Origin of the sequence: Amycolatopsis sp. lyj-84, assembly GCF_046549075.1 — a bacterium.
GTDB lineage: Bacteria > Actinomycetota > Actinomycetes > Mycobacteriales > Pseudonocardiaceae > Amycolatopsis.
This window is the reverse complement of sequence record NZ_JAJPWO010000021.1, coordinates 84,312-107,195: the sequence shown is the minus strand read 5'-3', so window position 1 is coordinate 107,195 and position 22,884 is coordinate 84,312. Positions and strand designations below refer to the sequence as shown.

The window sequence follows — 22,884 nt, the reverse complement described above, 5'->3', positions numbered from 1 at the left end:
CCTCAGGGTCGAATGCCGACCTGGGGGGTGGTTGTGCCGAAGCTGTGCACCCGCTGTGAGGAATCGATCACCGGCAGGTACACGGCGAATTCGGTGTGCCCTGGGCGGCTGTGCACCTCGATCGTGCCGTGGTGGGCCACCACGATCGCCGACGCGATGGCCATCCCGAGCCCGGTGCTGCCCGCGGTCCGTGAACGCGAGGAGTCGCCGCGGGCGAAGCGTTCGAACACGCTCGGCAGGAGTTCCGGCGCGATGCCGGGTCCGTCGTCGGTGACGGTCAGCACCGCGGCCCCGGTGTGGGAGCGGCTCAGCGCGGTGATCACCGTGGTGCCCGGCGGGGTGTGCGTCCGCGCGTTGGACAGCAGGTTCGCCAGCACCTGGTGCAGGCGCTGGACGTCGCCGCGGACGGGCACCGGCCCGTCCGGCAGCCGCAGTTCCCAGCGGTGGCCCGGTCCGGCGACATGCGCGTCGCCGACCGCGTCCGCGGTCAGCCGGGTGAGGTCGGCGACGCCCACGTCGAGCGGTCGTCCGTCGTCGAGTCTCGCCAGCAGAAGGAGGTGCTCGACGAGCGTCGTCATGCGGGCGGACTCGGACTGGATCCGGGACATCGAGTGCGCGACCTCCGGCGGTACCAGCGCGCTGCCGCGGCCGGCGAGTTCGGCGTACCCGCGGATCGCCGCGAGCGGGGTGCGGAGTTCGTGGCTCGCGTCCGCGACGAACCGGCGGACCCGGGTTTCGCTGGCGTGCCGGGCTTCCAGCGCCTGCGCGATATGCCCGAGCATGAGGTTCAGCGCCGAACCGACCTGGCCGACCTCGGTGCGCGGATCGGTGTCGATCTCGGGCACCCGCACGGAAAGCGCGACCTGACCGCGGTCGAGCCGCATCGCCGACACCCGGCCCGCCGTCGCCGCGACGCGGTCGAGCGGCCGCAGCGTGCGCCGGACCGCGAACGCGCCGAGGAACCCGGCACCGGCGACGCCCGCCGCCGCGACCCCGAACAGGATCCAGCCGACCGTGGTCAACGTGTCCTGCATCGGCCCGAGGGGGAGACCGGTGACGACCACGCCACCGGGGATCGAGACGGCCTGCACCCGGTAGTCGCCCAGCCCGCCGAGCGCCATCGTCATCGGCGGGCGGTCCGCCGGGATGGAGAGCAGGCCGGACTCCTGCGCGACCGACAACCCCTGAGGAAGTCCTTGCACCGTAAGGACTCCCGCGTAGAGCACCCGATCACCGGAGAAGCGCACGCTCAGCGTCCCCGACGCCTGGCCCGGCGCGTTGAGCGGATCGGGACCGGGGCCGGGCGAGTCGTCCGGCGGCCGGTTCGCGTAGTCGTGGGCGCGGGCCGACGCGGCCGAAAGCTGGCCGTCGATCTGGCCGACGAGGAACGACCGCAGCGCGATCTCGCTCGCGACGCCGATCACCAGGCAGACGAAGGTGAGCAGCAGCACCATCGAGCCGGTCAGCTTGGTGCGCAGGGAAAGCCGCCCGGGCCGGGGCCACCGGCGCGGGCCGGTGGTCGGGACCGAGCCGGATGCCATGCCCCCGAGCGTGCGCCGCGGTCGTATGCGCGCGTTGTGTCCCGCCTGTGAGCCCGCTGTGCGCGGGGGTCCCAAACGCCTGACGCACCCCCCGCCGACGCTATGAAAGGCCCGTTACTTGCAAAATTTGCAAGTAACGGGCCTTTCATAGCGCTCTCTTGACCCGAAAGCGAGAGCTCAGGAGTCGTAGTCCACCGCGAGTTCGGGTGAGGTCGCCACCGCCCGGCAGGTCAGGATCCGCCCGGCCGCGACCTCCTCGTTCCCGAGCGCGTAGTGCACGTCCATTCGCGCGCTGCCGCGCACCACGGTCGCCCGGCACGTTCCCCGCAAGCCCCGCCGACGCACGCGTACGGCGCGTCGACGCCGTGCCGCAACGCGGCGCTGAGCACGGTTTCGCCCACCGTCGCGGGGATTTCGGCGGTCTTCCCGCCCGCCGTCACGGTGAGCACCGGGCCCGGGCGCTGCGACGGGCGGACCGGCAGCGCGCCCTGGAAAAGCTCGAAGTGGACGTTCTCTTCGGGGACGTCCTTGTCCGCCAGCGTCCGGCGGGCCATGTCGACCAGTTCGCGCGGGCCGCACAGGAACCAGTCGTCCACCTTCGCCGGGTGGAGTCGTGCCTGCAGCAGCGCGCGGAGGCGCGTGCCGTCGAGGCGGCCGCGCTGGTAGCGCTCGTGCGAGATCGCCAGTGCCTCGCCGACGGTGTCGAACGGCTTCCCGATCCGTTGCGTGCGCAGATCCGGGTCTCGTTCGTCGGTGCGGTAGTGCACGACGTGCAGCCGTCCGCCCAGCCGGGCGGCGAGGACGCCGAGTTCGGCGGCGAACATCGTGGTGGCGCCGGAGGTGTTGACGTACAGCAGGGTCGCCTTGCTGTTCGGCTCGTTCAGCAGGGTCGCGGTCAGGATCGACAGGATCGGCGTGATCCCGCTGCCCGCGGCGAGCGCGACGTACCGGCCGGAGCGGCCCTGCTCCGGGGTCAGCGTGAACTCGCCATCAGGGGGCAGGACTTCCAGTTCGTCGCCCGCCTCCAGTTCGGTGGTGGCGAATGTCGAGAACGCGCCGCCGATCTGGTGCTTGATCGCGATCCGCAGCTCTCCGGAGTCCGGCGTCGAGCAGATCGAGTAGGCGCGCCGCACCTCTTCGCCGTCGACCTCCGCGCGGACGACGAGGTGCTGGCCGGGGGTGAACCGGAAGGTCTCCCGCAGTCGCTCCGGCACGTCGAACGTCACGGTGACGGCGCCCTCGCACAGCGGCCGGACCTCGGCGACCCGCAGCGAGTGGAACCGGCTCGGCTGCCGGGGCTGGGGAGCGGGCGGTTCCTCGTCGAACGAACCGGTGAGCTGACGCCATTCGCGGTACTCCGTCGACGTCAGTTCGCGGCCCCACGCCGTCGCGATCGGGACGTCCCTGGCGAGGTACGCGTCGCGGTTGTCCTTCCACGCGCGCAGGTACCGGTAGAACGGGATCGCCGGGTGGAGATGGTGCACCAGGTGGTAGTTCTGGCACAGCATGATCGGCGTCATCAGCCATTCGAGCCCGACGCGGACGCGGGTGGCGCCGAACCGGTTCTTCCGCTGCTCGCCGAGGTCGTGATGGGGGAGCCAGTCGAACCACCAGGCCAGGACGGCGAGCCCGAAGCGCTGCGGGATCAGGTAGACCATCAGCAGTTCCCAGCCGTGGCCGGTCACGGCCAGCCACGCGAACGCGGCGAGGCACAAGGTGACGACGGCCACGGCCTCGATCCGCTCCGACGGCGGCCGGGTGCGCTGCCTCGCCACGTAGAACCGGGCGTACCAGAAGTCGATCGTCAGCCACCGCAGCGGCAACTGCCACCAGGGGCCGTGCGCGGTCCAGGCGTCCGGATCGGTGTAGGCGTCCTCGTTGGTGTTGCGGTGGTGTTCCAGATGGATGTAGCGCACCAGGGGAAAGGACCCGTAGCCCGCCACGAACGGCATCGCGAGCCTGCCGAGCAGTTCGTTGACCCAGGTGAGCTGCCCGGCCGCGTGATGCGTCGACTCGTGCAGCACGGTGAACATCGTGAAGGTGACGAGCGCGTGCAGGGGAATGGTCACCCACAGCGGCGCGGCCTCGTTGACCACCAGCCAGGTGGCGCCCACCCAGACCATGATCCCGCCGGTGAACAACAGCACCGTCGGCACCGAGACCACCGGCAGCGGGATCCGCGGATTGGGCACTCCGCGTCTCAGTGCTCTCTCGGCCAGTTCCCCCGTGTCCCCGGACCGGGTGGCGGCGACGGTCATCGATCGGTCCCCTCGGTCGATGGCTACCGGGACGAAGCTGTCACACCGTAGACAACTGGTCCTGGTTTGTAAACTTCAACTACCTGCCGAAACACCTCGACACGGCGCCCGATGGTGAAGCGTGGCCCGCATCCGTGTCCAGGAATGGGCCGGTTCGTAACAGAGAAGAACCGAAAACTGCTCCGATCGGGTGGTCCGCGCCCGGTTCGCCGGACGGCTCCCGAAACCTGTGAACGGGCCGGGAGGGCGGTCACGACGGGGCCGGGATGGCCCCGGGACCGGACCGGTGAGCCGCGGGGCCTAGACTCGGACGGCCCGGTCTGCAAGCTGGCCAGGGCACATCCGCTGTCGACCGCATGCGGATGCTCAATCACATCGTTTACCGCTCGAGGAGAATACGTTGAAGAGCACCGTCGAGCAGCTCAGCCCGACGCGAGTCAAGATCAATGTCGAGGTGCCGTTCGACGAGCTCAAGCCGAACTTCGACCGCGCCTACCGCAAGATCGCCCAGCAGGTGCGCATCCCCGGGTTCCGCCCGGGCAAGGCGCCGGCTCGCGTGCTGGAAAGCCGGATCGGGCGAGCCCCGGTGCTCGACGAGGTCGTCAACGAGGTCATTCCGGCCAAGTACATGGAGGCCGTGCGCGCGGGCGAGGTCCGCACGCTGGGCCAGCCCGAGTTCGAGGTGACCAAGCTCGAGGACCGTGAGGTCCTGGAGTTCACCGCCGAAGTCGACATCCGCCCGGAGATCTCGCTGCCCGACCTCGAAGGCTTCGCGGTCAGCGTCGACGACGTCGAACTGACCGACGCCGAGATCGACGAGCAGCTCGACGAGCTGCGCGCCCGCTTCGGCACGCTGACCGGCGTCGAGCGCGCGGCCGAGAACGGCGACTTCGTCTCGATCGACCTCGCGGCCACCGTCGACGGTCAGGAGGTCGAGGAGGCCTCGACCACCGGCCTGTCCTACGAGATCGGCTCCGGCCAGCTCGTCGACGGCATCGACGAGGCGATCATCGGCGCGAACGCGGGCGAGACCAAGACCTTCACCACGAAGCTGGTCGCCGGCGAGCACGCGGGCAAGGACGCGGACGTCACCGTCACCGTGCAGACCATCAAGCAGCGCGAGCTGCCCGAGGCGGACGACGAGTTCGCCCAGATGGCGAGCGAGTTCGACACGATCGACGAGCTGAAGGGCGACCTTCGCGAGCGTCTCGGCCGCGTCAAGAAGATGCAGCAGGGCGTCCAGGCCCGTGACAAGGTCCTCGAGGAACTCCTCGAGCGCACCGAGGTCGCGATCCCGGAGAAGGTCCTCGAGGCCGAGATCGAGAACCGCAAGCACGACGCGATCCACCCGTTCGACCACGACGAGGCGCAGTTCGCCAAGGCGCTCGAGGCCGAGGGCAAGACCGTCGAGGAGTTCGACACCGAGGTCCGCGAGGAGTCGGAGAAGGCGGTCCGCACGCAGCTGCTGCTGGACAGCATCGCCGACGCCGAGCAGACGTCGGTCAACGACGGCGAGCTCACCGAGCGGATCATCTACCAGGCGCAGCGCTTCGGCGTCAGCCCGGACGAGTACGTCCAGCGGGCGCAGCAGTCCGGTCAGCTGACCGCGATCTACGCCGACGTCCGCCGCGGCAAGGCGCTGGCCTCGGTGGTCCGCAAGACCACCGTGACCGACGCCTCCGGCACCGCTGTCGACCTCGAAGAGCTCTTCGGCCCCGCAGCCGAGGAGACGCAGGTCACCGAGGAGACCGCGAAGACTGCGGCCGAGTAGGGAATACACGGTCCCGGCGAAACGGACCGTAAAGCTGTAAGCGAACTTGGGCGGTGTCAGGCATTCTGCACCGCCCAAGTTCGTTAGGGTCGGTTGCAAGATCCTCAGCACCTGGACACAGCATCTGGACACAGCATCTGGACATACAGCGGCGGCCGAGGCACGGCTGGCCGCCGTCGGCGAAAAGGCAGGCAGACGTGACGCAGCACACGCCCGAGGCGCGGACCGGTACCGCAGGGCTCAACCTCACCGACTCGGTCTTCGAGCGGTTGCTCCAGGAGCGCATCGTCGTCCTCGGCTCCGAGGTCAACGACGAGGTCGCGAACCGGATCACCGCCCAGTTGTTGCTGCTCGACGCAGACGACTCCGAGTCGGACATCCGCTTCTACATCAACTCGCCCGGTGGCTCGGTCACCGCGGGATTCGCGATCTACGACACCATGCAGCTGATCCGCCCGGACGTCGCGACCTACGCGATGGGCCTGGCCGCGTCGATGGGGCAGTTCCTGCTCTCCTCCGGCACGCCCGGCAAGCGGTACGCGCTGCAGCACGCGCGCATCCTCATGCACCAGCCCTCGGCGGGTGTCGGCGGCACGGCCTCCGACATCGCCATCCAGGCCGAGGTGTTCGGCAAGTGGAAGCAGGAGCTGGCCAAGATCACGGCCGAGCAGACCGGCCAGACGGTCGAGCAGATCGTCAAGGACGGCGACCGCGACCGCTGGTTCACCGCGCAGGAGGCGAAGGACTACGGCTTCGTGGACCAGGTCCTCACTCGCGAGAACCCGCTTCCCAACAGCTGATCCGCTCCGGCACACAGGAGAATTCCAATGAGCAACTTCCAGCTTCCGATCGGGTCGCAGGCGCCGGGGATGCAGTCGCGGCTCCAGCTGCCGCAGTCGCGGTACGTCCTGCCCTCCTATGTCGAGCGCACGAGCTACGGCATCAAGGAGTCGAACCCGTACAACAAGCTCTACGAAGAGCGTCAGATCATGCTCGGCGTGCAGATCGACGACGCGTCGGCCAACGACGTGATGGTCCAGCTGCTGCACCTCGAGCACGAGGACCCGGACCGCGACATCATGATCCTGATCAACTCGCCCGGTGGTTCGTTCACCGCGCTGATGGCGATCTACGACACGATGCAGTACGTCCGCCCCGACATCGTCACCATGTGCATCGGCCAGGCCGCTTCGGCCGCCGCGGTGCTGCTGGCGGCCGGTACCCCCGGCAAGCGGTTCACGCTGCCGAACTCGCGCGTGCTGATCCACCAGCCCGCCACCGAGGGCACCTACGGCCAGGTGTCGGACCTTGAGATCCAGGCCAACGAGATCCAGCGGGTGCGTCGTCAGATGGAGGTCATCCTGGCGAAGCACACGAACAAGGACGCCGACGACGTCAAGAAGGACATCGAGCGCGACAAGATCCTGACGGCCGACGAGGCCAAGGCGTACGGGATCGTCGACGAGGTCCTCGAGTACCGCAAGGCTTCGAGCAGCTGATCGTGCCGGGATCCGGTGCGTGTCGGGAGACGACACGCACCGGATCCCTGGTCTAAGGTCAGCTTCTGGCGTGCTCAGATGTGACGTTGGTTCTCCCGCCGGCGGCATCGGACGGGTACCGTCAGTGGCAATGTGTGAGGCTCCGAGAGGTCATCCGTGACCGGGGTACGACAGTCAGGCACGACAGTGCAGGCGCAGACACTGCGCCGGAGGGGACGAGGTCAACGGCCATGGCACGGATCGGTGACGGCGGCGACCTGCTGAAATGCTCTTTCTGCGGCAAGAGCCAAAAGCAGGTGAAGAAGCTCATTGCCGGCCCCGGGGTCTACATCTGCGATGAGTGCATCGATCTCTGCAACGAGATCATCGAGGAAGAACTGGCCGAGGCCGGTGAGGTCAAGCTCGACGAGCTGCCCAAACCCGCCGAGATCCACGAATTCCTCGAGCAGTACATCATCGGCCAGGACGACGCGAAGCGTTCGCTGGCCGTGGCGGTGTACAACCACTACAAGCGTGTGCAGTCCGACGACAAGGCCGGACCGAAGGATTCCAAGGACGAGACCGTCGAACTGGCGAAGTCCAACATCCTGATGCTGGGCCCGACGGGCTGCGGCAAGACCTACCTGGCCCAGACGCTGGCGAAGATGCTGAACGTCCCGTTCGCGATCGCGGACGCCACGGCGCTCACCGAAGCCGGCTACGTGGGCGAGGACGTCGAGAACATCCTGCTCAAGCTGATCCAGGCGGCGGATTACGACGTCAAGCGGGCCGAGACGGGCATCATCTACATCGACGAGGTCGACAAGATCGCCCGGAAGTCGGAGAACCCGTCGATCACCCGCGACGTGTCCGGCGAGGGTGTGCAGCAGGCGCTGCTGAAGATCCTCGAGGGCACCACCGCTTCGGTGCCGCCGCAGGGCGGGCGCAAGCACCCGCACCAGGAGTTCATCCAGATCGACACGACGAACGTGCTGTTCATCGTGGCCGGCGCGTTCGCCGGGCTGGAGAAGATCATCAACGAGCGGGTCGGCAAGCGCGGCCTCGGTTTCGGCGCGGAGATCCGCACCAAGGCCGAGATCGACGAGAGCGACATCTTCTCCGACACCATGCCGGAGGACCTGATCAAGTTCGGGTTGATCCCGGAGTTCATCGGCCGGCTCCCGGTCGTGGCGACGGTGACCCACCTGGACAAGGAGTCGCTGGTCAGCATCTTGACCACGCCGCGCAACGCGCTGGTGAAGCAGTACAAGAAGCTCTTCGAGATGGACAACGTCGAGCTGGAGTTCACCCAGACCGCGCTCGAGGCCATCGCCGACCAGGCCGTGCTCCGCGGCACCGGCGCCCGTGGCCTGCGCGCGATCATGGAAGAGGTCCTGCAGCCGGTCATGTACGACATCCCCAGTCGCGACGACGTCGCGAAGGTCGTCATCACCGAGCAGACGGTCCGCGAGAACGTGAACCCGACGATCGTGGCGCGCCAGCCGTCACGCCGTCGCAGCAGCGAACGCGGTGAGAAGTCCGCCTGAGCGGAGATCTTTCGTCACCGATGCCCCGGCCGGATCCTTCCGGCCGGGGCATCGGTTTCTCCGGTCCCGTCCGGCCGGTGACCTGACCGAGATAGGATGCGACAGTGCCGCTGACTCCCACGAAGGACGAGAACGAGGCTCCCGAACTGGCAGCCGCGAGTCCACGCGAGGTCAGGGGACTCGTCGAACTCACCGAACGCATCATCCTCGGGGCCTATCGCGGGCACCCGTGGATCCCGCGCGCGCTGACGATCGCGCTGGGCGTATTGGTGGCGACCTGCCTGGTGGCCGGTGTCGTCCGGCTGTCGCCGCTGCCGCTGATCCCGCTGCCGCTGTTCGCCGGTTCGGCGTACGCGCTGATCCGGATCAAGGCGGCGCGGAGTGCGGAGGCGGACCAGGCGCTCGTCGTCTGGACCGGATTGTTCACCGGTGCGACGCTCGCCGGATTCTGGTTGATCTCGATGGCGGGACGCTGGCTCGGCTGATCAGCCCGAAGGCCGATTTCGGATTTTCCTCCGTTAGCAGGGTTTCAGAATCACTTCAACGGGGTAAGACGAGTCAGTGACAGTCACCGCAGGGCCCTTCTCACATGTGGGGCTGCTCTACTCCGGTGACTCCGAGTACCTGAACGGTACGATTCCGTACATCCTGGAGGGCCTGAAACTCGACGAACCCGTCGCGGTGGCCGTTCCGGGCCGGAATCTGACCCTGATCGAAGAGGCCTTGGGCGATTCGGCCGCCGAAGTCGAGCTGATCGACATGACCGAAGCGGGCCGTAATCCGGGCCGCATCCTCCCCGGCGTGCTCCTCGCGTTCGCGGACAACCGGCAGGGGCCGGTCCGGATCATCGGCGAGCCGATCTGGGCGGGGCGGTCGGCCATCGAGTACCCGGCGTGCGCGCAGCACGAGGCGCTGATCAACTTCGCCTTCGGCGACCGGGACCTCAGCATCCTGTGCCCGTACGACCGCACCCGGCTCGAAGACGACGTCCTCGCCGACGCCGAGCGGACCCATCCGACCCTCTCCGGCGCCGAAGGCGATCGTCCGAGCGCGGGCTACGCCCCCGACACGGTCGTCGAGAAGTACAACCTGCCGCTGCCCGAGCCCCTGTCGGCCGACGCGTTCCGCTTCGACCTCGCCAGGCTCGGCGCGGTGCGCCATTTCGCGCAGGAGCGCGCGGAGGAGAGCGGGCTCGTCCCGGACCGGGTGGAGGATCTCGTGCTCGCCGTGGCGGAACTGTCCGCCAACAGCGTGCTGCACGGGTCCGGCCACGGCGTCGTCCGTGTCTGGCGTGACGAGGACCATGTGCTCTGCGAAGTCATCGACGAAGGCACGCTGAGCGATCCGCTGGCGGGCCGCCGTCCCGCCTCACCGGGGCAGATCGGCGGACGCGGTCTGGTGCTGGTGAATCAGGTCGCCGACCTGGTCCGGCAGTACCGGAGACCGGGCGCGACCGTCACCAGGATCTTCTTCCGCGTGTGAACCCGGTCAGACGTTCTTCGGGACGTGCTTGCCGAGGAACGCGATCAGGCTCGGCACGACCGTGCGGTTGAAGGCGTCGCCGTGCTTGCCGCGCGCGGTGTGCGCGACCAGGGGACGCGCTTCGGAGATGAACTTCCGCACCCCGCCGATGAACGGGTCTTCGGTTCCGCACCAGACCCCGGTCGGCACGCTCTTGGTGACGTCGATGTGGCGCAACGGGTCCAGCGAGCCCCAGTCGGCGGCGTCGCGGAACGCGCGGCGTTTGCTCATCTCCGGCCACGACGTGATCAGCGCGGGCGCGAGTGCCGCGACCGCGGACGGCGGGCGGCGGCGTTCCAGGCGGCGCCGGGTGTAGAGCAGCGCGCCGAAGCCGCCCATCGAAAGCCCGGTGGCCGCGAACGGCAGCCCGTCCCGGCCGCCGAGGCCGCGGGCGGCCAGCCAGCGGGGGACTTCTTCGAGCAGCATCGCCATCGGGTTGTCGCCGGGCTGGTTCTCGTGCCAGTAGTGGTCGCCGCCGTCGACCGCGACGAACCCGAACGGGGGCACCGCCTTGCGGGCGACGTCGCTGCCGAGTTGCTTGAGGAGCCCGGTGGGGGCCGCGTGCCGCGCGGTGCCGTGGAGGCCGTGCAGCATCAGCGACATCGGCAGGCCCTTGGGCGGTGCCTTGGTCGGCAGCATCAGGACGAGGTCGACCTCGCGGCCGCGGGCTTCGGAGTAGACGCGTTCGACGCGGGGGCTGCCCAGCTGGGTGGCCGGGGTCGGCGACGCGACGCCGAGTGCCCGCTGGAGCGCTTCGCTGAACGGCAGGGCTCCGGTGGCCGTTCCGGCGGCGAGCCCCGCGACCCCGAGACCGGAAGCGCCGGCGATCAGCACGGAACGACGGCTCAGCCAACGGCGGGCGCCATGCACCCCCGGCAGCGTCGTCTGCCCCTGGTCGTCGTTCACCTGTCCCCGTTCCCGTCCCCATTCCCGGTCGGTCTCTTACCGGGCAATGATCATCTATCAGGTCAGACGTGCGCCGAAGCCCGAAGGTTGCACGTGTCGCCGACCTGTGACCGGGGTATCGCCGGATCAGGTGCCGATGTTTCCCTCTTTCGCGCGCCATGACTCGATCGAGATGCGCGCGGACCGCGTCGCGGCCTCCAAGGTGTCGCCGAGACCCACTCCGAGAGCCGTCGCCAGGGGAACCAGGATCTGGTCCACGCCGTTCTCCCCGTCGCCGAAGTGGCCGGCGACCTCCAGGGTGATGTAGCCGTGCACGGCGCTCCAGAGCTGGGCGGCGACGTCGAATTCGGAGGCCGGGCGGAACCGGCCCGCGTCGATCACCCGCTTCGCGCCGCGGACGAGAAAGCCGAAGGCCTCGATGCCTTCTTCGCTGAGGTTCTGGCGGGTCTCCTCGTTGGTCATGTCGCCCAGCGCCGCCTTCTGCCCGCTGGGCTGGCTCTGGCCGAAGGTCACCGCGTAGAGCTGCGGGTTGTCGACCACGGTCCGCCGGTACGTCAGAGCGAGGGTGAGCATGTCGGCCGCCGGATCGCCGGTGTCCTCGATCTCGCCCAGATTCGCCGACAGCCGCCGGAATCCCTCGCGTGCGACCTCGTCCACCAGTGCGCCCATCCCGCCGAAGTGGGTGTAGACGGCCATGGTCGACGCGCCGATCTCGGCGGCCAGCTTGCGGGCCTGGAGGGCTTCCGGGCCGCCGTCGGAGAGCAGCCTGATCGCCGCGTCGATCAGCTTGGCCTTGACCTCGGCGGTGGCGGGCTTCGGGGACATGCTTGCCAGTATTCCATAACCCTGTTATAAATGTATCCATAACCGCGTTATAGTCACCGATCCAGGGGGCCTGCGATGGGTAACAAGTTCCTCCAGGGCAACTTCGCCCCGGTCAGCCGTGAGCACACGATCACCGAACTGCGCGTCACCGGGCACATCCCGGAGTACCTGGACGGGCGCTACCTGCGGAACGGGCCGAACCCGCTGTCCGAAGTGGACCCGGCCACCTATCACTGGTTCATGGGCGACGGCATGGTGCACGGCGTCCGGCTGCGGGACGGCCAGGCCGAGTGGTACCGCAACCGCTGGGTGCGCAACCCGAGGCTGTCGCGAGAACTCGGCGAGCGCTGGGAGGGCGGCCCGGCCCTCGGGATCGCCTCGATGGGGGCGAACACCAACGTGATCGGCCACGCGGGCAAGACCCTCGCGCTGATCGAGGGCGGCGCCACGAGCTTCGAGATGACCGATGAGCTCGACACGGTCGGCGCCTGCGACTTCGACGGCACCCTGCCCGGCGGCTACACCGCCCACCCGAAACGCGATCCGGAGACCGGCGAACTGCACGCCGTGTCGTACTTCTTCGGCTTGGGCAACAAGGTCCAGTACTCGGTGATCGACGCCCATGGCCACGCGCGGCGCAAGGTGGACATCGAGGTCACCGGGTCGCCGATGATGCACGACTTCTCCCTGACCGAGAAGTACGTCGTCTTCTACGACCTCCCGGTCACGTTCGACGCCGAGCAGGCCGTCGCCGCGTCCGTCCCGCCGTTCCTGCGCACGCCCGCCCAGCTGGTGGTGTCCGCGCTGGTGGGCAAGGTGAAGGTGCCGGATCCGCTCAGTGCGAGGCTGCGTTCGCGGATCTCGGGCAACGCGGGCCTGCCGTACCGCTGGAACCCCGGCTACCCGGCGCGGATCGGCGTCATGCCGAGGGAGGGCGGCAACGGCGACGTCCGCTGGTTCGAGATCGAGCCGTGCTACGTGTTCCACCCGATGAACGCCTACGACGACGGCGAGGACATCGTGCTGGACGTCGTCCGGCATCCGAAGATGTTCGACAGCGAACTCCTCGGCCCCGCCGAGGGGCCGCCGACCCTGGACCGCTGGACCGTCGACCTGACCGTCGGCAAGGTCGTCGAGGAACGCCTCGACGACCAGGGCCAGGAGTTCCCGCGCGTCGACGAGCGGCTGCTCGGGCGGCCGCACCGGTACGGCTACTCGGTGTCCACAAAGGATGGATCGGCTTCGGCGGGATCACTGCTCAAGCACGACCTGTGGAAGCGCACGGTCGAGTCGAAGGAATTCGGCCCCGGCAGCCAGGTGGGCGAGTTCGTGTTCGTCCCGTCCTCTGTGGACGCGGGCGAGGACGAGGGCGTGCTGATGGGGTTCGTCTACGATCCCGCGACGCAGAAGAGCGACCTGACCATCCTGGACGCGGGGACGCTGGAAACCGTCGGCGCCGTGCACCTGCCGGACCGGGTGCCCAACGGCTTCCACGGCAACTGGGTGGGTGCCTGAATCAGCCGAGCCCGAGCACGCGCTGCTCCCCGGTGTAGAGGTTCATGCTGTCGCCGCGCAGGAAACCGATGAGGGTCATGCCGTTCTCCTCGGCCAGTTCCGCGGCCAGCGACGACGGCGCGGAAACCGCCGCCAGCAGGCCGATCCCGGCCATGGCGGCCTTCTGGACCAGCTCGAACGACGCGCGGCCGGACACCAGCAGACCGGTGTCCGCCGCGGGGATCCGGCCCTCCTGCAGGGCCCACCCGAGGACCTTGTCGACGGCGTTGTGCCTGCCGATGTCCTCCCGGACGACGGCGAGGTTCCCTTCGGCGTCGAACAGGGCGGCCGCGTGCAGCCCGCCGGTGCTGGAGAAGACCTTCTGGTGCGTCCGCAGTGTGTCCGGGAGCTCGGCCAGCACGTCCTTGCTCACCGCGAATCCGGACTTCCCCGGTGAGAAACGGCTCCGCAGTTTGACCGCGTCGAGCGCCGCCTTGCCGCAGACGCCGCACGAGGACGTGGTGTAGAAGTTCCGCTCGACGCCCGTCTCCGGCGGAGCGACGCCCTCGGCCAGCGCGATGTCCAGCACGTTGTAGGTGTTGCGGCCCTGGTCGTCGACGCCGTCGCAGTACCGGGCCACCGCGATGTCCTCGCGAGAGGTGAGCACGCCCTCGGACAGCAGGAAGCCGTGCGCGAGCTCGACGTCGTTGCCGGGGGTCCGCATGGTGACCGCGAGCGCCTTGCCGCCGACCCTGATCTCCAGCGGTTCTTCGGCCGCGAGCGCGTCAGGGCGCCGCACGTCCCTGGTCGCGGAGATCTTCCGCACCGGACGGCGCACCGTCACCCTGCCCACTTGTCCACCCTTCTGACCGGTTGTTCGACACTCGGGTACTGCAACGCTGGGCATTAAGTAATACATTCCCAGTGCACATCCCCAGAGTACGGAGGCGCCGGATGGCTGTCGGCTTCCTGGACCGTTCACGCATTGTCGCCCCGCCGGGCTGGAGCCGCTGGCTGGTGCCTCCCGCCGCGCTGGCCGTCCACCTGTCGATCGGGCAGGCGTACGCGTGGAGTGTCTTCAAACTCCCGCTGGAGAAGACGCTCGGGCTGACCGGCACGCAGAGCGCGCTCCCGTTCCAGCTCGGCATCGTGATGCTCGGGCTGTCGGCGGCGTTCGGCGGGACGCTGGTCGAGCGCAACGGACCCCGCTGGGCGATGTTCGTCTCGATGGTCTGTTTCAGTTCGGGCTTCCTGATCTCCGCGCTCGGCGTGGCGACGTCGCAGTACTGGCTCGTCGTCCTCGGCTGGGGCGGGATCGGCGGCATCGGGCTCGGCATCGGCTACATCTCGCCGGTGTCGACGCTGATCAAATGGTTCCCGGACCGGCCGGGGATGGCCACCGGGATCGCGATCATGGGCTTCGGTGGAGGCGCGCTGATCGCCTCCCCGTGGTCTTCGCAGATGCTCGGCGCGTCGCCGTGGACGATCGGGACGGTCGCGACGGCGTTCCTCGTGCACGGCCTGGTCTACGCGGTCTTCATGACCCTCGGCATCCTGCTGATCCGGGTCCCGGCCGACGGCTGGAAGCCGAAGGGCTGGGAGCCGAAGACCGACCACGGCAACGCGATGATCACCACCGCGAACGTGTCGGCGCGCAACGCCATCAAGACGCCGCAGTTCTGGCTCCTCTGGGTGGTCCTGTGCTTCAACGTGACCGCGGGCATCGGGATCCTCGAGAAGGCGTCGCCGATGATCGCGGACTTCTTCCGCGAGACCTCGACGCCGGTCGGCACGGCCGCCGCGGCCGGGTTCGTGGCGCTGCTGTCGCTCACCAACATGCTCGGCCGTTTCGTCTGGTCGTCCACTTCGGACCTGGTGGGGCGCAAGAACATCTACCGCCTCTACCTCGGCGCGGGCGCCCTGCTGTACCTGGTGATCGCCTTGACCACCAACGCCTCGAAACTCGTGTTCGTCCTGTGCGCCATGCTGATCCTGTCCTTCTACGGCGGCGGCTTCGCGACGATCCCGGCGTACCTGAAGGACCTCTTCGGCACCTACCAGGTGGGGGCGATCCACGGCAGGCTGCTGACCGCGTGGTCGATGGCGGGTGTGCTCGGGCCGCTGATCGTCAACGCCATCTCCGACAGCCAGAAGTCGGCGGGCAAGGTCGGCCCCGACCTCTACACGACGTCGCTGTTCATCATGATCGGCCTGCTGGCCGTCGGTTTCGTCGCCAACGAGCTGGTGCGGCCGGTCGACCCGAAGTTCCACGAGCCGGCGCCGTCCGGCGAGCCCGCGAGGAGTGAGGCCCGATGACCGAACAGGCTCCCGAGCGCCGACGCACCGGGTTGATGGTCTTCGCGTGGCTGTGGGTCGCGCTCCCGTTCGCCTACGGCGTCTACGAACTGTTCCGGAAGGTGGTCCAGCTCTTCGGCGGCTGAGTAAGGTCGGCACGTGGGAGTTCTGGTAACCGGGGCATCGCGCGGCATCGGCCGTGCGATCGCCCGCGCCTTCGCGGAAAAGGGCGACCGTGTCGCCGTTCACTACGCTTCGAACCAGGAGGACGCCGAGCGGACGTTCGGCGGGCTCCCGGGTTCCGGCCACGGGCTGGTCCGGGGTGACCTCTCCGATCCCGAAGTGGCGCAACGGATCGCGGACGAAGCCGAGGACCTGGTCGGCGGGGTCGACGTCCTGGTCAACAACGCCGCGTACGCGCCGTCGCCCTCGGCGGCCCATCCGGTCGCCGAAGTGTCCTATGCGGACTGGCAGCGGGTCTGGCGGCGGATGGTCGACGTCAACGTGCTCGGCACGGCGAACGTGACCTACTGCGTGGCGCGGCACATGATCGAGCGCGGCGCACCCGGCCGGGTGGTCAACATCGGCTCGCGGGGCGCCTTCAAGGGCGAGCCCGAGTTCCCGGCGTACGGCGCGAGCAAGGCCGCGCTGCACTCGCTCGGGCAGTCGCTCGCCGTCGCGCTCGCTCCGCACGGGATCGCGGTGACCTCGGTCGCACCCGGCTTCACCGCCACGGACCGGGTCGCGGTCAAGCTCGAAGGCGCGAGCGGCGAGGCCCTCCGCGAGCAGAGCCCGTTCGGCCGGGTCGGCACGCCGGAGGAGGTCGCGGCGGCGGTGCTCTACCTCGCTTCCGCCGAAGCCGCCTGGGCGTCCGGCGCGATCCTCGACCTGAACGGCGCGTCGCATCTGCGGATGTGAAGTGGATCACCTCTGCAGCAATATGGGCTCCTCGCGCGTCCAAGGAACGTGCACAAGCTGGGGAAGGTCCTGGTCGCCGTTCTCGCGGTGGCGGTGTTCAGCGGGACCGCGTACGGGTACTCGACCATGAAGTCGCTGGACGGTGTGACCCGTGAAGACGTGATCGAGGGGGCGACGGACCCGGGGGAGCAGCCCGCCGACGGGTCACTGGACATCCTGCTGGTCGGGCGCGATTCGCGGACCGACGAGCACGGCAACCCGCTGTCCCAGGAGATGCTGCGTGAGCTGCGCGTGGGCGCCAACGGCGACGACCTGACCGACACCCTCATCGTGCTCCGCATCCCCAACGGCCAAAAAGCGGTGAAGGCCTTCTCGATCCCGCGCGACTCCTGGGTCTCGGAGCCGGGGACGAAGGACAAGACCAAGATCAACGGGATCTTCGGGCACGCCAAGTTCGCTTCGGCGAGTGCACAGCGCGAGGCGGGCAAGACCGACAAGGCCGAGATCGACAAGGTGGCGATCACGGCCGCGCGGAAGGCGACCCTGAAGGCGGTCGAGGACCTCACCGGCGTCAAGATCGATCACTTCGCCGAGGTCAACCTGCAGAGCTTCTACGACATCAGCAAGGCCGTCGGCGGGGTCGAGGTGTGCTTGAAGCGCGACACCAAGGACGTCAAGTCCGGGGCGAACTTCAAGGCGGGCAAGCAGACGATCCAGGGCGCCGACGCGCTGGCCTTCGTCCGCCAGCGCGAGGACCTGCCCCGCAGCGACCTCGACCGCGTCCGCCGTCAGCAGGTGTTCCTCGCCGGGCTGGCGAAGCAGGTGCTCTCCGCCGGGACGCTCGCCAACCCGGCTCGCCTTTCCGAACTGATCGACGCGGTGAAACGTTCGGTCGTGCTCGACGGCTCGTGGGATCTGCTCGACTTCGTCCGGCAGATGCGGGGCGTCTCCGGCGGCGGCATCGCCTTCGACACGATCCCGGTGGTCAACCCCGACTATCGCTACAACCCGAGGCAGCCGACCGCGACCGCCGTGCAGGTCGATCCCGAACAGGTGCGCGCCTTCGCCGCCTCGTTGATCGGCGCCCAGCCCACGACACCGCAGGCACCCGCCGGCCCCAAGGTCGACGTCGTCAACGCGAGCGGCAAGGACGGCCTTGCCGCCCGCGTCGCGGATCTCTTGGCGGAAAAGGGATTCGGCAAGGGCGAGGCGACGGCCGAGACCGGACGGCGGACCTCCGTCGTCCGGTTCAGCGACGCGTCCGGGCCCGCCACGGAGATCGCGAAACTGCTCGGCGGACTGGAAACCCAGAAGGCCGATTCCGTCGCGGCGGGCCATGTGCAGGTCGTGCTCGGACAGGTCTACAAGGGACCCGGCGTGTCCGCGGGCGGTGGGGCGGCCGGGGTCCGGACCGACCAGCCCATCACCTCCGACGACACCGGCTGCATCAACTGACGGCTATTCCCGTGGCGGGATCTTGCCGTTCTTGGCGACCGGAAGACCCAGCTGGGCCGGCTCGGTGATGGTGACCTGCTCCGAGGGAAGACTCGCCAGGACCGGGTTCAGATGAGTCAGCTTCAGCGTGAGCGGGCCGACGACACTCGGGCTGGTCGTGACATCGCTCTTCGCCAGATCGAGCCACTGGACGGTGTTGAGCACCACCGGAGGGATCTCGTCACCGCGTTTGGCGACCGGGACGCACAACTGCCGCGTGTTGCCGACCTTGACGTCCACCTTCGGCCGGTCGGCCAGCACCGGGTTGAGGTGCCCCAGCGTCAGCGGGAAGGCCTGGCCGGGGATGCCGAGGACGCGCAGGGCGTAGCACTTGAGATCGATGTGCCGGACGAACGACAGGATCTCCGGCGGCGGCAGCACCCCGTTCTTCGCGACCGGGACGCACAACTGCTCCGGCGACAGCATCGTCACGTGGGCGTCCTGGATCCCCAATTTCTGCACGACCGGGTTCAGGTGGCTCAGCGTCAGCGGGAAGTTCGCCGCGCCGCCTTCGATCCGGTAGCAGGACAGGTCCACCCAGCGGACGTAGTCGAGGATCCCGCGCGGCGGGACGACCCCGTTCTTCGCGACCGGCACACAGAGTTGCTGTCGTTCTCCCAGCCGGGTCGTTTCCGTCGGCAGGCCCGCGAGCACCGGGTTGAGATGCCTCGTGGTGACCGTGATCGGCGGTGGTTTGTAGCCCTCGGTCCGGTAGCAGGACAGATCGAGCTGGGAGACGAACGGGAGTGGCGGCGGTGCGGCCGGAGCGGCGGTGGCCGCTCCGGGGAGTACGGCGACGAGCACGAGCGAGACCAGGGCGGCGAAGCCGCGCAGGATCGATCTTCGTGACATGGCAAGGCCTTTCCGCGAGCACGTGAACGGGTTTCCCCTCCACGGTGGGCGCGGATCGGCCTCGTCCGGCACCGCCAAGCGGGCAGCCTATGGTGCGGCCAGCGTGCCCGAAGCCTCGATGACCTCCGGCGCGGGGCCGTCCGGACGCAGCCTTCGGCGCAATCGCACGATCTCCGCGAGCGAGGCCCCGCCGGTGATCTCGATCGCGGCCAGCGAAGGCAGCGTGACACCGGCGTCCAGCAGCCGCCGGACCTGTCCGTCGTCCAGGGTGAGCACCCGCAGCGACGCCAGTTCGCCGACGCGTTCCAGCTCGGGCACGTCGAGACCGGCCAGCCCCAGCCTGATCAGCCCCGGCAGCCCCAGCAGCGGGCCGAAGTCGATCGGATGCTTCACCCCGGCGAGCGAAAGACCCCACAGGGCGGGGTGCCCGGCGATCCCGGTGAGATCCACCTTCGCGGTCTCGATGCTCGCCGCTTCGAGCGCCGGGAACCCGGAGAGGTCCGCGACGACGGAATCGGCGCGGTTGACCCGCAGATGACGCAACGACGACAACGGGTTCAGGATCGCGAGGTCCACCGAGCCCGGGTCGTTGAGGTACAGCTCCTGGACGAGTTCCGGATCGGCGACCCCGCCGAGGTCCGTCGTCTCGGTCAGCACCTGGTCGTGGCCGCGGGCGGACTCGTCGTGGAAGGCGGCTTCGGCGATGAGATACGGCGAATCTGGTTCGTCGTTGTCGTACTCGCCCGCCTTCAGCGCGCGGACGACTTCTTCCATCATCCCGGTGATCGAGGCCGCGACGTACCGGATGGGGCCCCAGACGTTCCGCCCGTACTCGAGGATCTGGCCGCTCTCCCCGTCTTCCGCCGGGTCGAGGTCGACGGCGAGGAAGTCACCGGCGTGATCGCTGCCGAAGGTGATCCACCAATCGTTGCGGGACAAGCGTTTCACCCGGCCGGCGGGCTGAGTCTCGAAGACCACGCCCTCTTCGGTGACCGGGTCTTCCCAGCCGTAGGAACCGGGAACGCCGTCGAGGTAGCGCTCGACGAGCAGGGGGAGCGGATCGTGGGCGTACCGGCCCAGCAGCCCTGATTCGTTGTCCCAGCCCGTCACCCGGAACAGCGCGCGAAGGTCTTCGGGAAGCCGCGCGCCGATCCGCTCTTCGGCCTCGGCGAGTTCGGCCTCGGTGCGGCCGGGCTCCCAGTCCGGCGCGTGGCCCTTGATCTTTTCGTACAGCCCGGCGAATTCCGTGGCGAGAGCGGTGATCCGGGCGAGCACGGCCGGATCGGTCGGCGCCCCGGTCGGCCGGGATCGCACGGGCAGCGGCAGGCCCGGCAGCGGATGCTCCGGATAGCGGAAGCCGTCGTCGAACACGAGCCACGCCGGTGACATGGTGCCGACGTCGGGCGTCGCGAGGAAGGTGTACTCCCCGGTGTGGCTCAGCCGGACCTCGTAGATCGACGGGGGCAGCGGCCGGAACAGCTCCGACAGAGCCGTCATGTCGGGACTCAGGTACCGGCCGGTGTCCGTCTCCGCCTGCAGCGAGAACCCGCCGCCGGTGTTGTGGATCCGCAGCACGGCGCTCGTGAAGGTCGTTTTCGTGCTGTCGTGCAGTAAGCGCGCCATTTCACCGGCGATGTCCCCAGGGTTCATGAGGGGGAATCTAGCGGCTCCAACCTCACCACGACCGCCTTCGACACCGGGGTGTTCGACTTGTCCGCCACGGAATCCAGCGGCACCAACGCGTTCGCCTCGGGGAAGTACGCCGCCGCGCAGCCCCGGGCCGTCGGATAGGAGACCACCCGGAACCGCGGCGCCCGGCGGTCACCGTCCCGCCATTCCGAGACCAGGTCGACCATCGCGCCGTCGGCCAGCCCGAGCGAGACCAGGTCGTCGGGGTTCACCAGCACCACGCGCCGGGCGTCCTCGATGCCGCGGTAACGGTCGGAAAGGCCGTAGATCGTGGTGTTGTACTGGTCGTGGCTGCGCATCGTCTGCAGCAGCAGCCTGCCTTCGGGCACCTGCGGGTACTCGAGTCCGGAGACGGTGAAGTTCGCCTTGCCGTTGGCGGTCCCGTTGAACTGCCGGGAATCGCGCGGCGCGTTCGGGAGCACGAACCCGTCGGGCTCGCGGACCCGGGCGTTGTAGTCGTGGCAGCCGGGCACGACGCGCGCGATCCGGTCGCGGACGAGGTCGTAGTCGGTGTGGAAGTCCCGCCACGGCACGGGATGCCCGGTGCCGAACAGCGCTTCCGCGAGATGGCAGACGATCGCGACTTCGGAAAGCAGGTGCTCGCTGGCCGGGGCCAGCCTGCCGCGCGAGGTGTGCACCTGCGACATCGAGTCCTCGACGGTGACGAACTGCTCGCCGGCGGCCTGGGTGTCGCGTTCGGTGCGGCCGAGGGTGGGCAGGATCAGCGCGGTCTTGCCGGGGACGACGTGCGAGCGGTTGAGCTTCGTCGACACGTGCGCGGTCAGGGAGCAGGACTTGAGCGCCTTCTCGGTCAGCTCGGTGTCCGGGGTGGCGGAAGCGAAGTTGCCGCCGACGGCGAAGAAGACCTTGCCCTTCCCGTCCCGCATCGCGCGGATCGCGGCGACAGTGTCGTAGCCGTGGTCGCGCGGCACCTTGATGCCGAATTCGGCGTCGAGACCGTCCATGAAGGACTCCGGCATCTTCTCCCAGATGCCCATCGTCCGGTCGCCCTGGACGTTGGAGTGCCCGCGCACCGGGCACAGGCCCGCGCCGGGTTCGCCGATCATGCCGCGCATCAGCGCCAGGTTCGCGACCTCGGAGATCGTTTGCACCGCGTGCTTGTGCTGGGTCAGGCCCATCGCCCAGCAGTAGATGGTCCGCTCCGACGTCGCGATCATCCGCGCCAGCCGCTCGATCTGCTCACGCGGCAGCCCGGTCGCGGTGTCGACCTCGGCCCAGTCGATCTCCCGCAGATGCTTCGCGTAGTCCTCGAACCCCTCGGTGGACGACTCGACGAACGCGCGATCGACGATCGTGCCGGGGGTCTCCTGCTCCCACTGCAGCAGGAGATGCCCGATCGCCTGGAACAGCGCGAGGTCGCCGCCGAGCCGGATCTGCGCGAACTCGTCGGCCAGCGGGGTTCCCTTGCCGACCACGCCCCGGACGTTCTGCGGGTTCTTGAACCGCATCAGACCGGCTTCGGGCAGCGGGTTGACCGCCATGATCTTCGCGCCGTTGCCCTTGGCCTCTTCCAGCGCGGACAGCATGCGCGGGTGGTTGGTGCCCGGGTTCTGGCCGACCACCACGATCAGGTCCGCCTTGTGGATGTCGGCGAGCGTGACCGAGCCCTTGCCGATCCCGGTCGTGGCCGCGAGCGCGGCGCCGGACGACTCGTGGCACATGTTGGAGCAGTCCGGGAGATTGTTGGTGCCGTAGGACCGCACGAGCAGCTGGTAGAGGAACGCGGCCTCGTTGCTGGTGCGCCCGGAGGTGTAGAAGATCGCCTCGTTGGGGTCCCCGAGCGCACGGAGCTCGTCCGCGACCAGGGTGAAGGCGTCGGCCCAGGAGATCGGTTCGTAGTGCGAAGCGCCTTCGCGCAGCACGAACGGCTCGGTGATCCGGCCCTGCTGGCCGAGCCAGTAGTCGGTCTTCCCCGACAGCTCCTGGATGGAGTGCTCGGCGAAGAACTCGCGTCCGACCCGGCGTTTGGTCGCCTCTTCGGCGACGGCCTTCGCACCGTTCTCGCAGAACTCCGCGAGCTTGCGGTGCTCGCCGTCGACCTCGCGCGGCTCGGGCCAGGCGCAGCCGGGACAGTCGAAGCCGTCGCGCTGGTTCAGCAGGCGCAGCGTCTTGACCGTGCGCGCGGCGCCCATCTGCTCCATGCCACGCACCAGGGAGACGGCGACCCCGGGGATCCCGGCCGCCCAGCTCTTCGGTTTCCCGACTTCGAGCTGTGTCTCGTCAACGTCGTTCGCGGGTGCTTCGCGGGTCATGCCACCATCGTGCGCCTTGCCG

The 22,884-nt window shown here is 68.8% G+C and carries 18 protein-coding genes and 1 pseudogene; 11 read left to right on the top strand and 8 right to left on the bottom strand.

Annotated features, from left to right (window positions below):
• Positions 1 to 2: 2 nt before the first annotated feature.
• Together ACLJRM_RS40955 and ACLJRM_RS40950 are read right to left on the bottom strand one after the other, a co-directional pair.
• Positions 3 to 1,541 carry a sensor histidine kinase gene (locus tag ACLJRM_RS40955; RefSeq protein WP_410666114.1) on the bottom strand — a complete coding sequence of 513 codons (1,539 nt, stop codon included), beginning with the start codon at positions 1,539 to 1,541 and terminating at the stop codon, positions 3 to 5.
• Between the two features lie 177 nt (positions 1,542 to 1,718).
• Positions 1,719 to 3,733, bottom strand: a pseudogene (locus ACLJRM_RS40950) (fatty acid desaturase).
• 466 nt (positions 3,734 to 4,199) lie between these two features.
• On the opposite strand from ACLJRM_RS40950, the gene tig reads away from it, so the two are divergent.
• From tig to ACLJRM_RS40920, 6 genes are all read left to right on the top strand, one after another.
• The gene (gene tig, locus ACLJRM_RS40945; RefSeq protein WP_101605974.1) at positions 4,200 to 5,570 is read left to right on the top strand and encodes a trigger factor; all 1,371 of its coding nucleotides are present in this window, start codon (positions 4,200 to 4,202) and stop codon (positions 5,568 to 5,570) included.
• Between the two features lie 197 nt (positions 5,571 to 5,767).
• Positions 5,768 to 6,370: a ClpP family protease gene (locus ACLJRM_RS40940; protein ID WP_076166113.1), complete on the top strand. Its 603-nt coding sequence runs from the start codon at positions 5,768 to 5,770 to the stop codon at positions 6,368 to 6,370.
• Positions 6,371 to 6,397: 27 nt separating this feature from the next.
• On the top strand, positions 6,398 to 7,069 hold the full coding sequence (locus tag ACLJRM_RS40935; protein WP_101605975.1) for an ATP-dependent Clp protease proteolytic subunit: 672 nt from the start codon (positions 6,398 to 6,400) through the stop codon (positions 7,067 to 7,069).
• Between the two features lie 230 nt (positions 7,070 to 7,299).
• Complete coding sequence (gene clpX / locus ACLJRM_RS40930) at positions 7,300 to 8,595, top strand: ATP-dependent Clp protease ATP-binding subunit ClpX (protein WP_101605976.1); 1,296 nt, start codon at positions 7,300 to 7,302, stop codon at positions 8,593 to 8,595.
• Between the two features lie 104 nt (positions 8,596 to 8,699).
• Positions 8,700 to 9,080 carry a hypothetical protein gene (locus tag ACLJRM_RS40925; RefSeq protein ID WP_101605977.1) on the top strand — a complete coding sequence of 127 codons (381 nt, stop codon included), beginning with the start codon at positions 8,700 to 8,702 and terminating at the stop codon, positions 9,078 to 9,080.
• Positions 9,081 to 9,156: 76 nt separating this feature from the next.
• Positions 9,157 to 10,077: a sensor histidine kinase gene (locus tag ACLJRM_RS40920; RefSeq protein WP_257791127.1), complete on the top strand. Its 921-nt coding sequence runs from the start codon at positions 9,157 to 9,159 to the stop codon at positions 10,075 to 10,077.
• A 6-nt stretch (positions 10,078 to 10,083) separates the two neighbouring features.
• On the opposite strand, the gene ACLJRM_RS40915 is transcribed toward ACLJRM_RS40920, so the two are convergent.
• On the bottom strand, positions 10,084 to 11,022 hold the full coding sequence (locus ACLJRM_RS40915) for an alpha/beta hydrolase (RefSeq protein WP_101605979.1): 939 nt from the start codon (positions 11,020 to 11,022) through the stop codon (positions 10,084 to 10,086).
• A 126-nt stretch (positions 11,023 to 11,148) separates the two neighbouring features.
• Positions 11,149 to 11,847 (bottom strand): TetR/AcrR family transcriptional regulator, encoded by a 699-nt coding sequence (locus tag ACLJRM_RS40910; protein ID WP_410666113.1) that lies wholly within the window; start codon positions 11,845 to 11,847, stop codon positions 11,149 to 11,151.
• A gap of 75 nt (positions 11,848 to 11,922) precedes the next feature.
• On the opposite strand from ACLJRM_RS40910, the gene ACLJRM_RS40905 reads away from it, so the two are divergent.
• Positions 11,923 to 13,362, top strand: coding sequence for a carotenoid oxygenase family protein (locus ACLJRM_RS40905; protein WP_101605981.1), 1,440 nt, complete (start codon positions 11,923 to 11,925; stop codon positions 13,360 to 13,362).
• Position 13,363: 1 nt separating this feature from the next.
• Here the strand turns inward: ACLJRM_RS40905 and fdhD are convergent, their stop codons facing one another.
• Entirely contained in the window at positions 13,364 to 14,194 is an 831-nt protein-coding gene (fdhD, locus tag ACLJRM_RS40900) for a formate dehydrogenase accessory sulfurtransferase FdhD (protein WP_101605982.1), read from the bottom strand.
• 101 nt (positions 14,195 to 14,295) lie between these two features.
• Here fdhD and ACLJRM_RS40895 point away from each other — a divergent pair, with 101 nt between their 5' ends.
• The 4 genes from ACLJRM_RS40895 to ACLJRM_RS40880 are packed head-to-tail and all read left to right on the top strand — an operon-like array spanning position 14,296 to position 18,009.
• Positions 14,296 to 15,657 (top strand): OFA family MFS transporter, encoded by a 1,362-nt coding sequence (locus ACLJRM_RS40895; RefSeq protein ID WP_101605983.1) that lies wholly within the window; start codon positions 14,296 to 14,298, stop codon positions 15,655 to 15,657.
• Entirely contained in the window at positions 15,654 to 15,782 is a 129-nt protein-coding gene (locus ACLJRM_RS40890; protein WP_255355414.1) for a hypothetical protein, read from the top strand. The genes ACLJRM_RS40895 and ACLJRM_RS40890 overlap by 4 nt, the downstream gene beginning before the upstream one ends.
• 13 nt (positions 15,783 to 15,795) lie before the next feature.
• A complete protein-coding gene (locus ACLJRM_RS40885; protein ID WP_101605984.1) occupies positions 15,796 to 16,554 on the top strand; it encodes an SDR family NAD(P)-dependent oxidoreductase in 759 nt (252 codons plus the stop codon).
• 48 nt (positions 16,555 to 16,602) lie between these two features.
• Complete coding sequence (locus tag ACLJRM_RS40880) at positions 16,603 to 18,009, top strand: LCP family protein (RefSeq protein ID WP_410666112.1); 1,407 nt, start codon at positions 16,603 to 16,605, stop codon at positions 18,007 to 18,009.
• Between the two features lie 3 nt (positions 18,010 to 18,012).
• Here the strand turns inward: ACLJRM_RS40880 and ACLJRM_RS40875 are convergent, their stop codons facing one another.
• From ACLJRM_RS40875 to ACLJRM_RS40865, 3 genes are all read right to left on the bottom strand, one after another.
• On the bottom strand, positions 18,013 to 18,900 hold the full coding sequence (locus ACLJRM_RS40875; RefSeq protein ID WP_101605986.1) for a hypothetical protein: 888 nt from the start codon (positions 18,898 to 18,900) through the stop codon (positions 18,013 to 18,015).
• A gap of 87 nt (positions 18,901 to 18,987) precedes the next feature.
• Positions 18,988 to 20,550: an SMI1/KNR4 family protein gene (locus ACLJRM_RS40870; protein WP_410666111.1), complete on the bottom strand. Its 1,563-nt coding sequence runs from the start codon at positions 20,548 to 20,550 to the stop codon at positions 18,988 to 18,990.
• Positions 20,547 to 22,862, bottom strand: a complete 2,316-nt coding sequence (locus tag ACLJRM_RS40865; RefSeq protein ID WP_410666110.1) for an FdhF/YdeP family oxidoreductase — start codon at positions 22,860 to 22,862, stop codon at positions 20,547 to 20,549. The genes ACLJRM_RS40870 and ACLJRM_RS40865 overlap by 4 nt, the downstream gene beginning before the upstream one ends.
• Between the last annotated feature and the right edge of the window lie 22 nt (positions 22,863 to 22,884).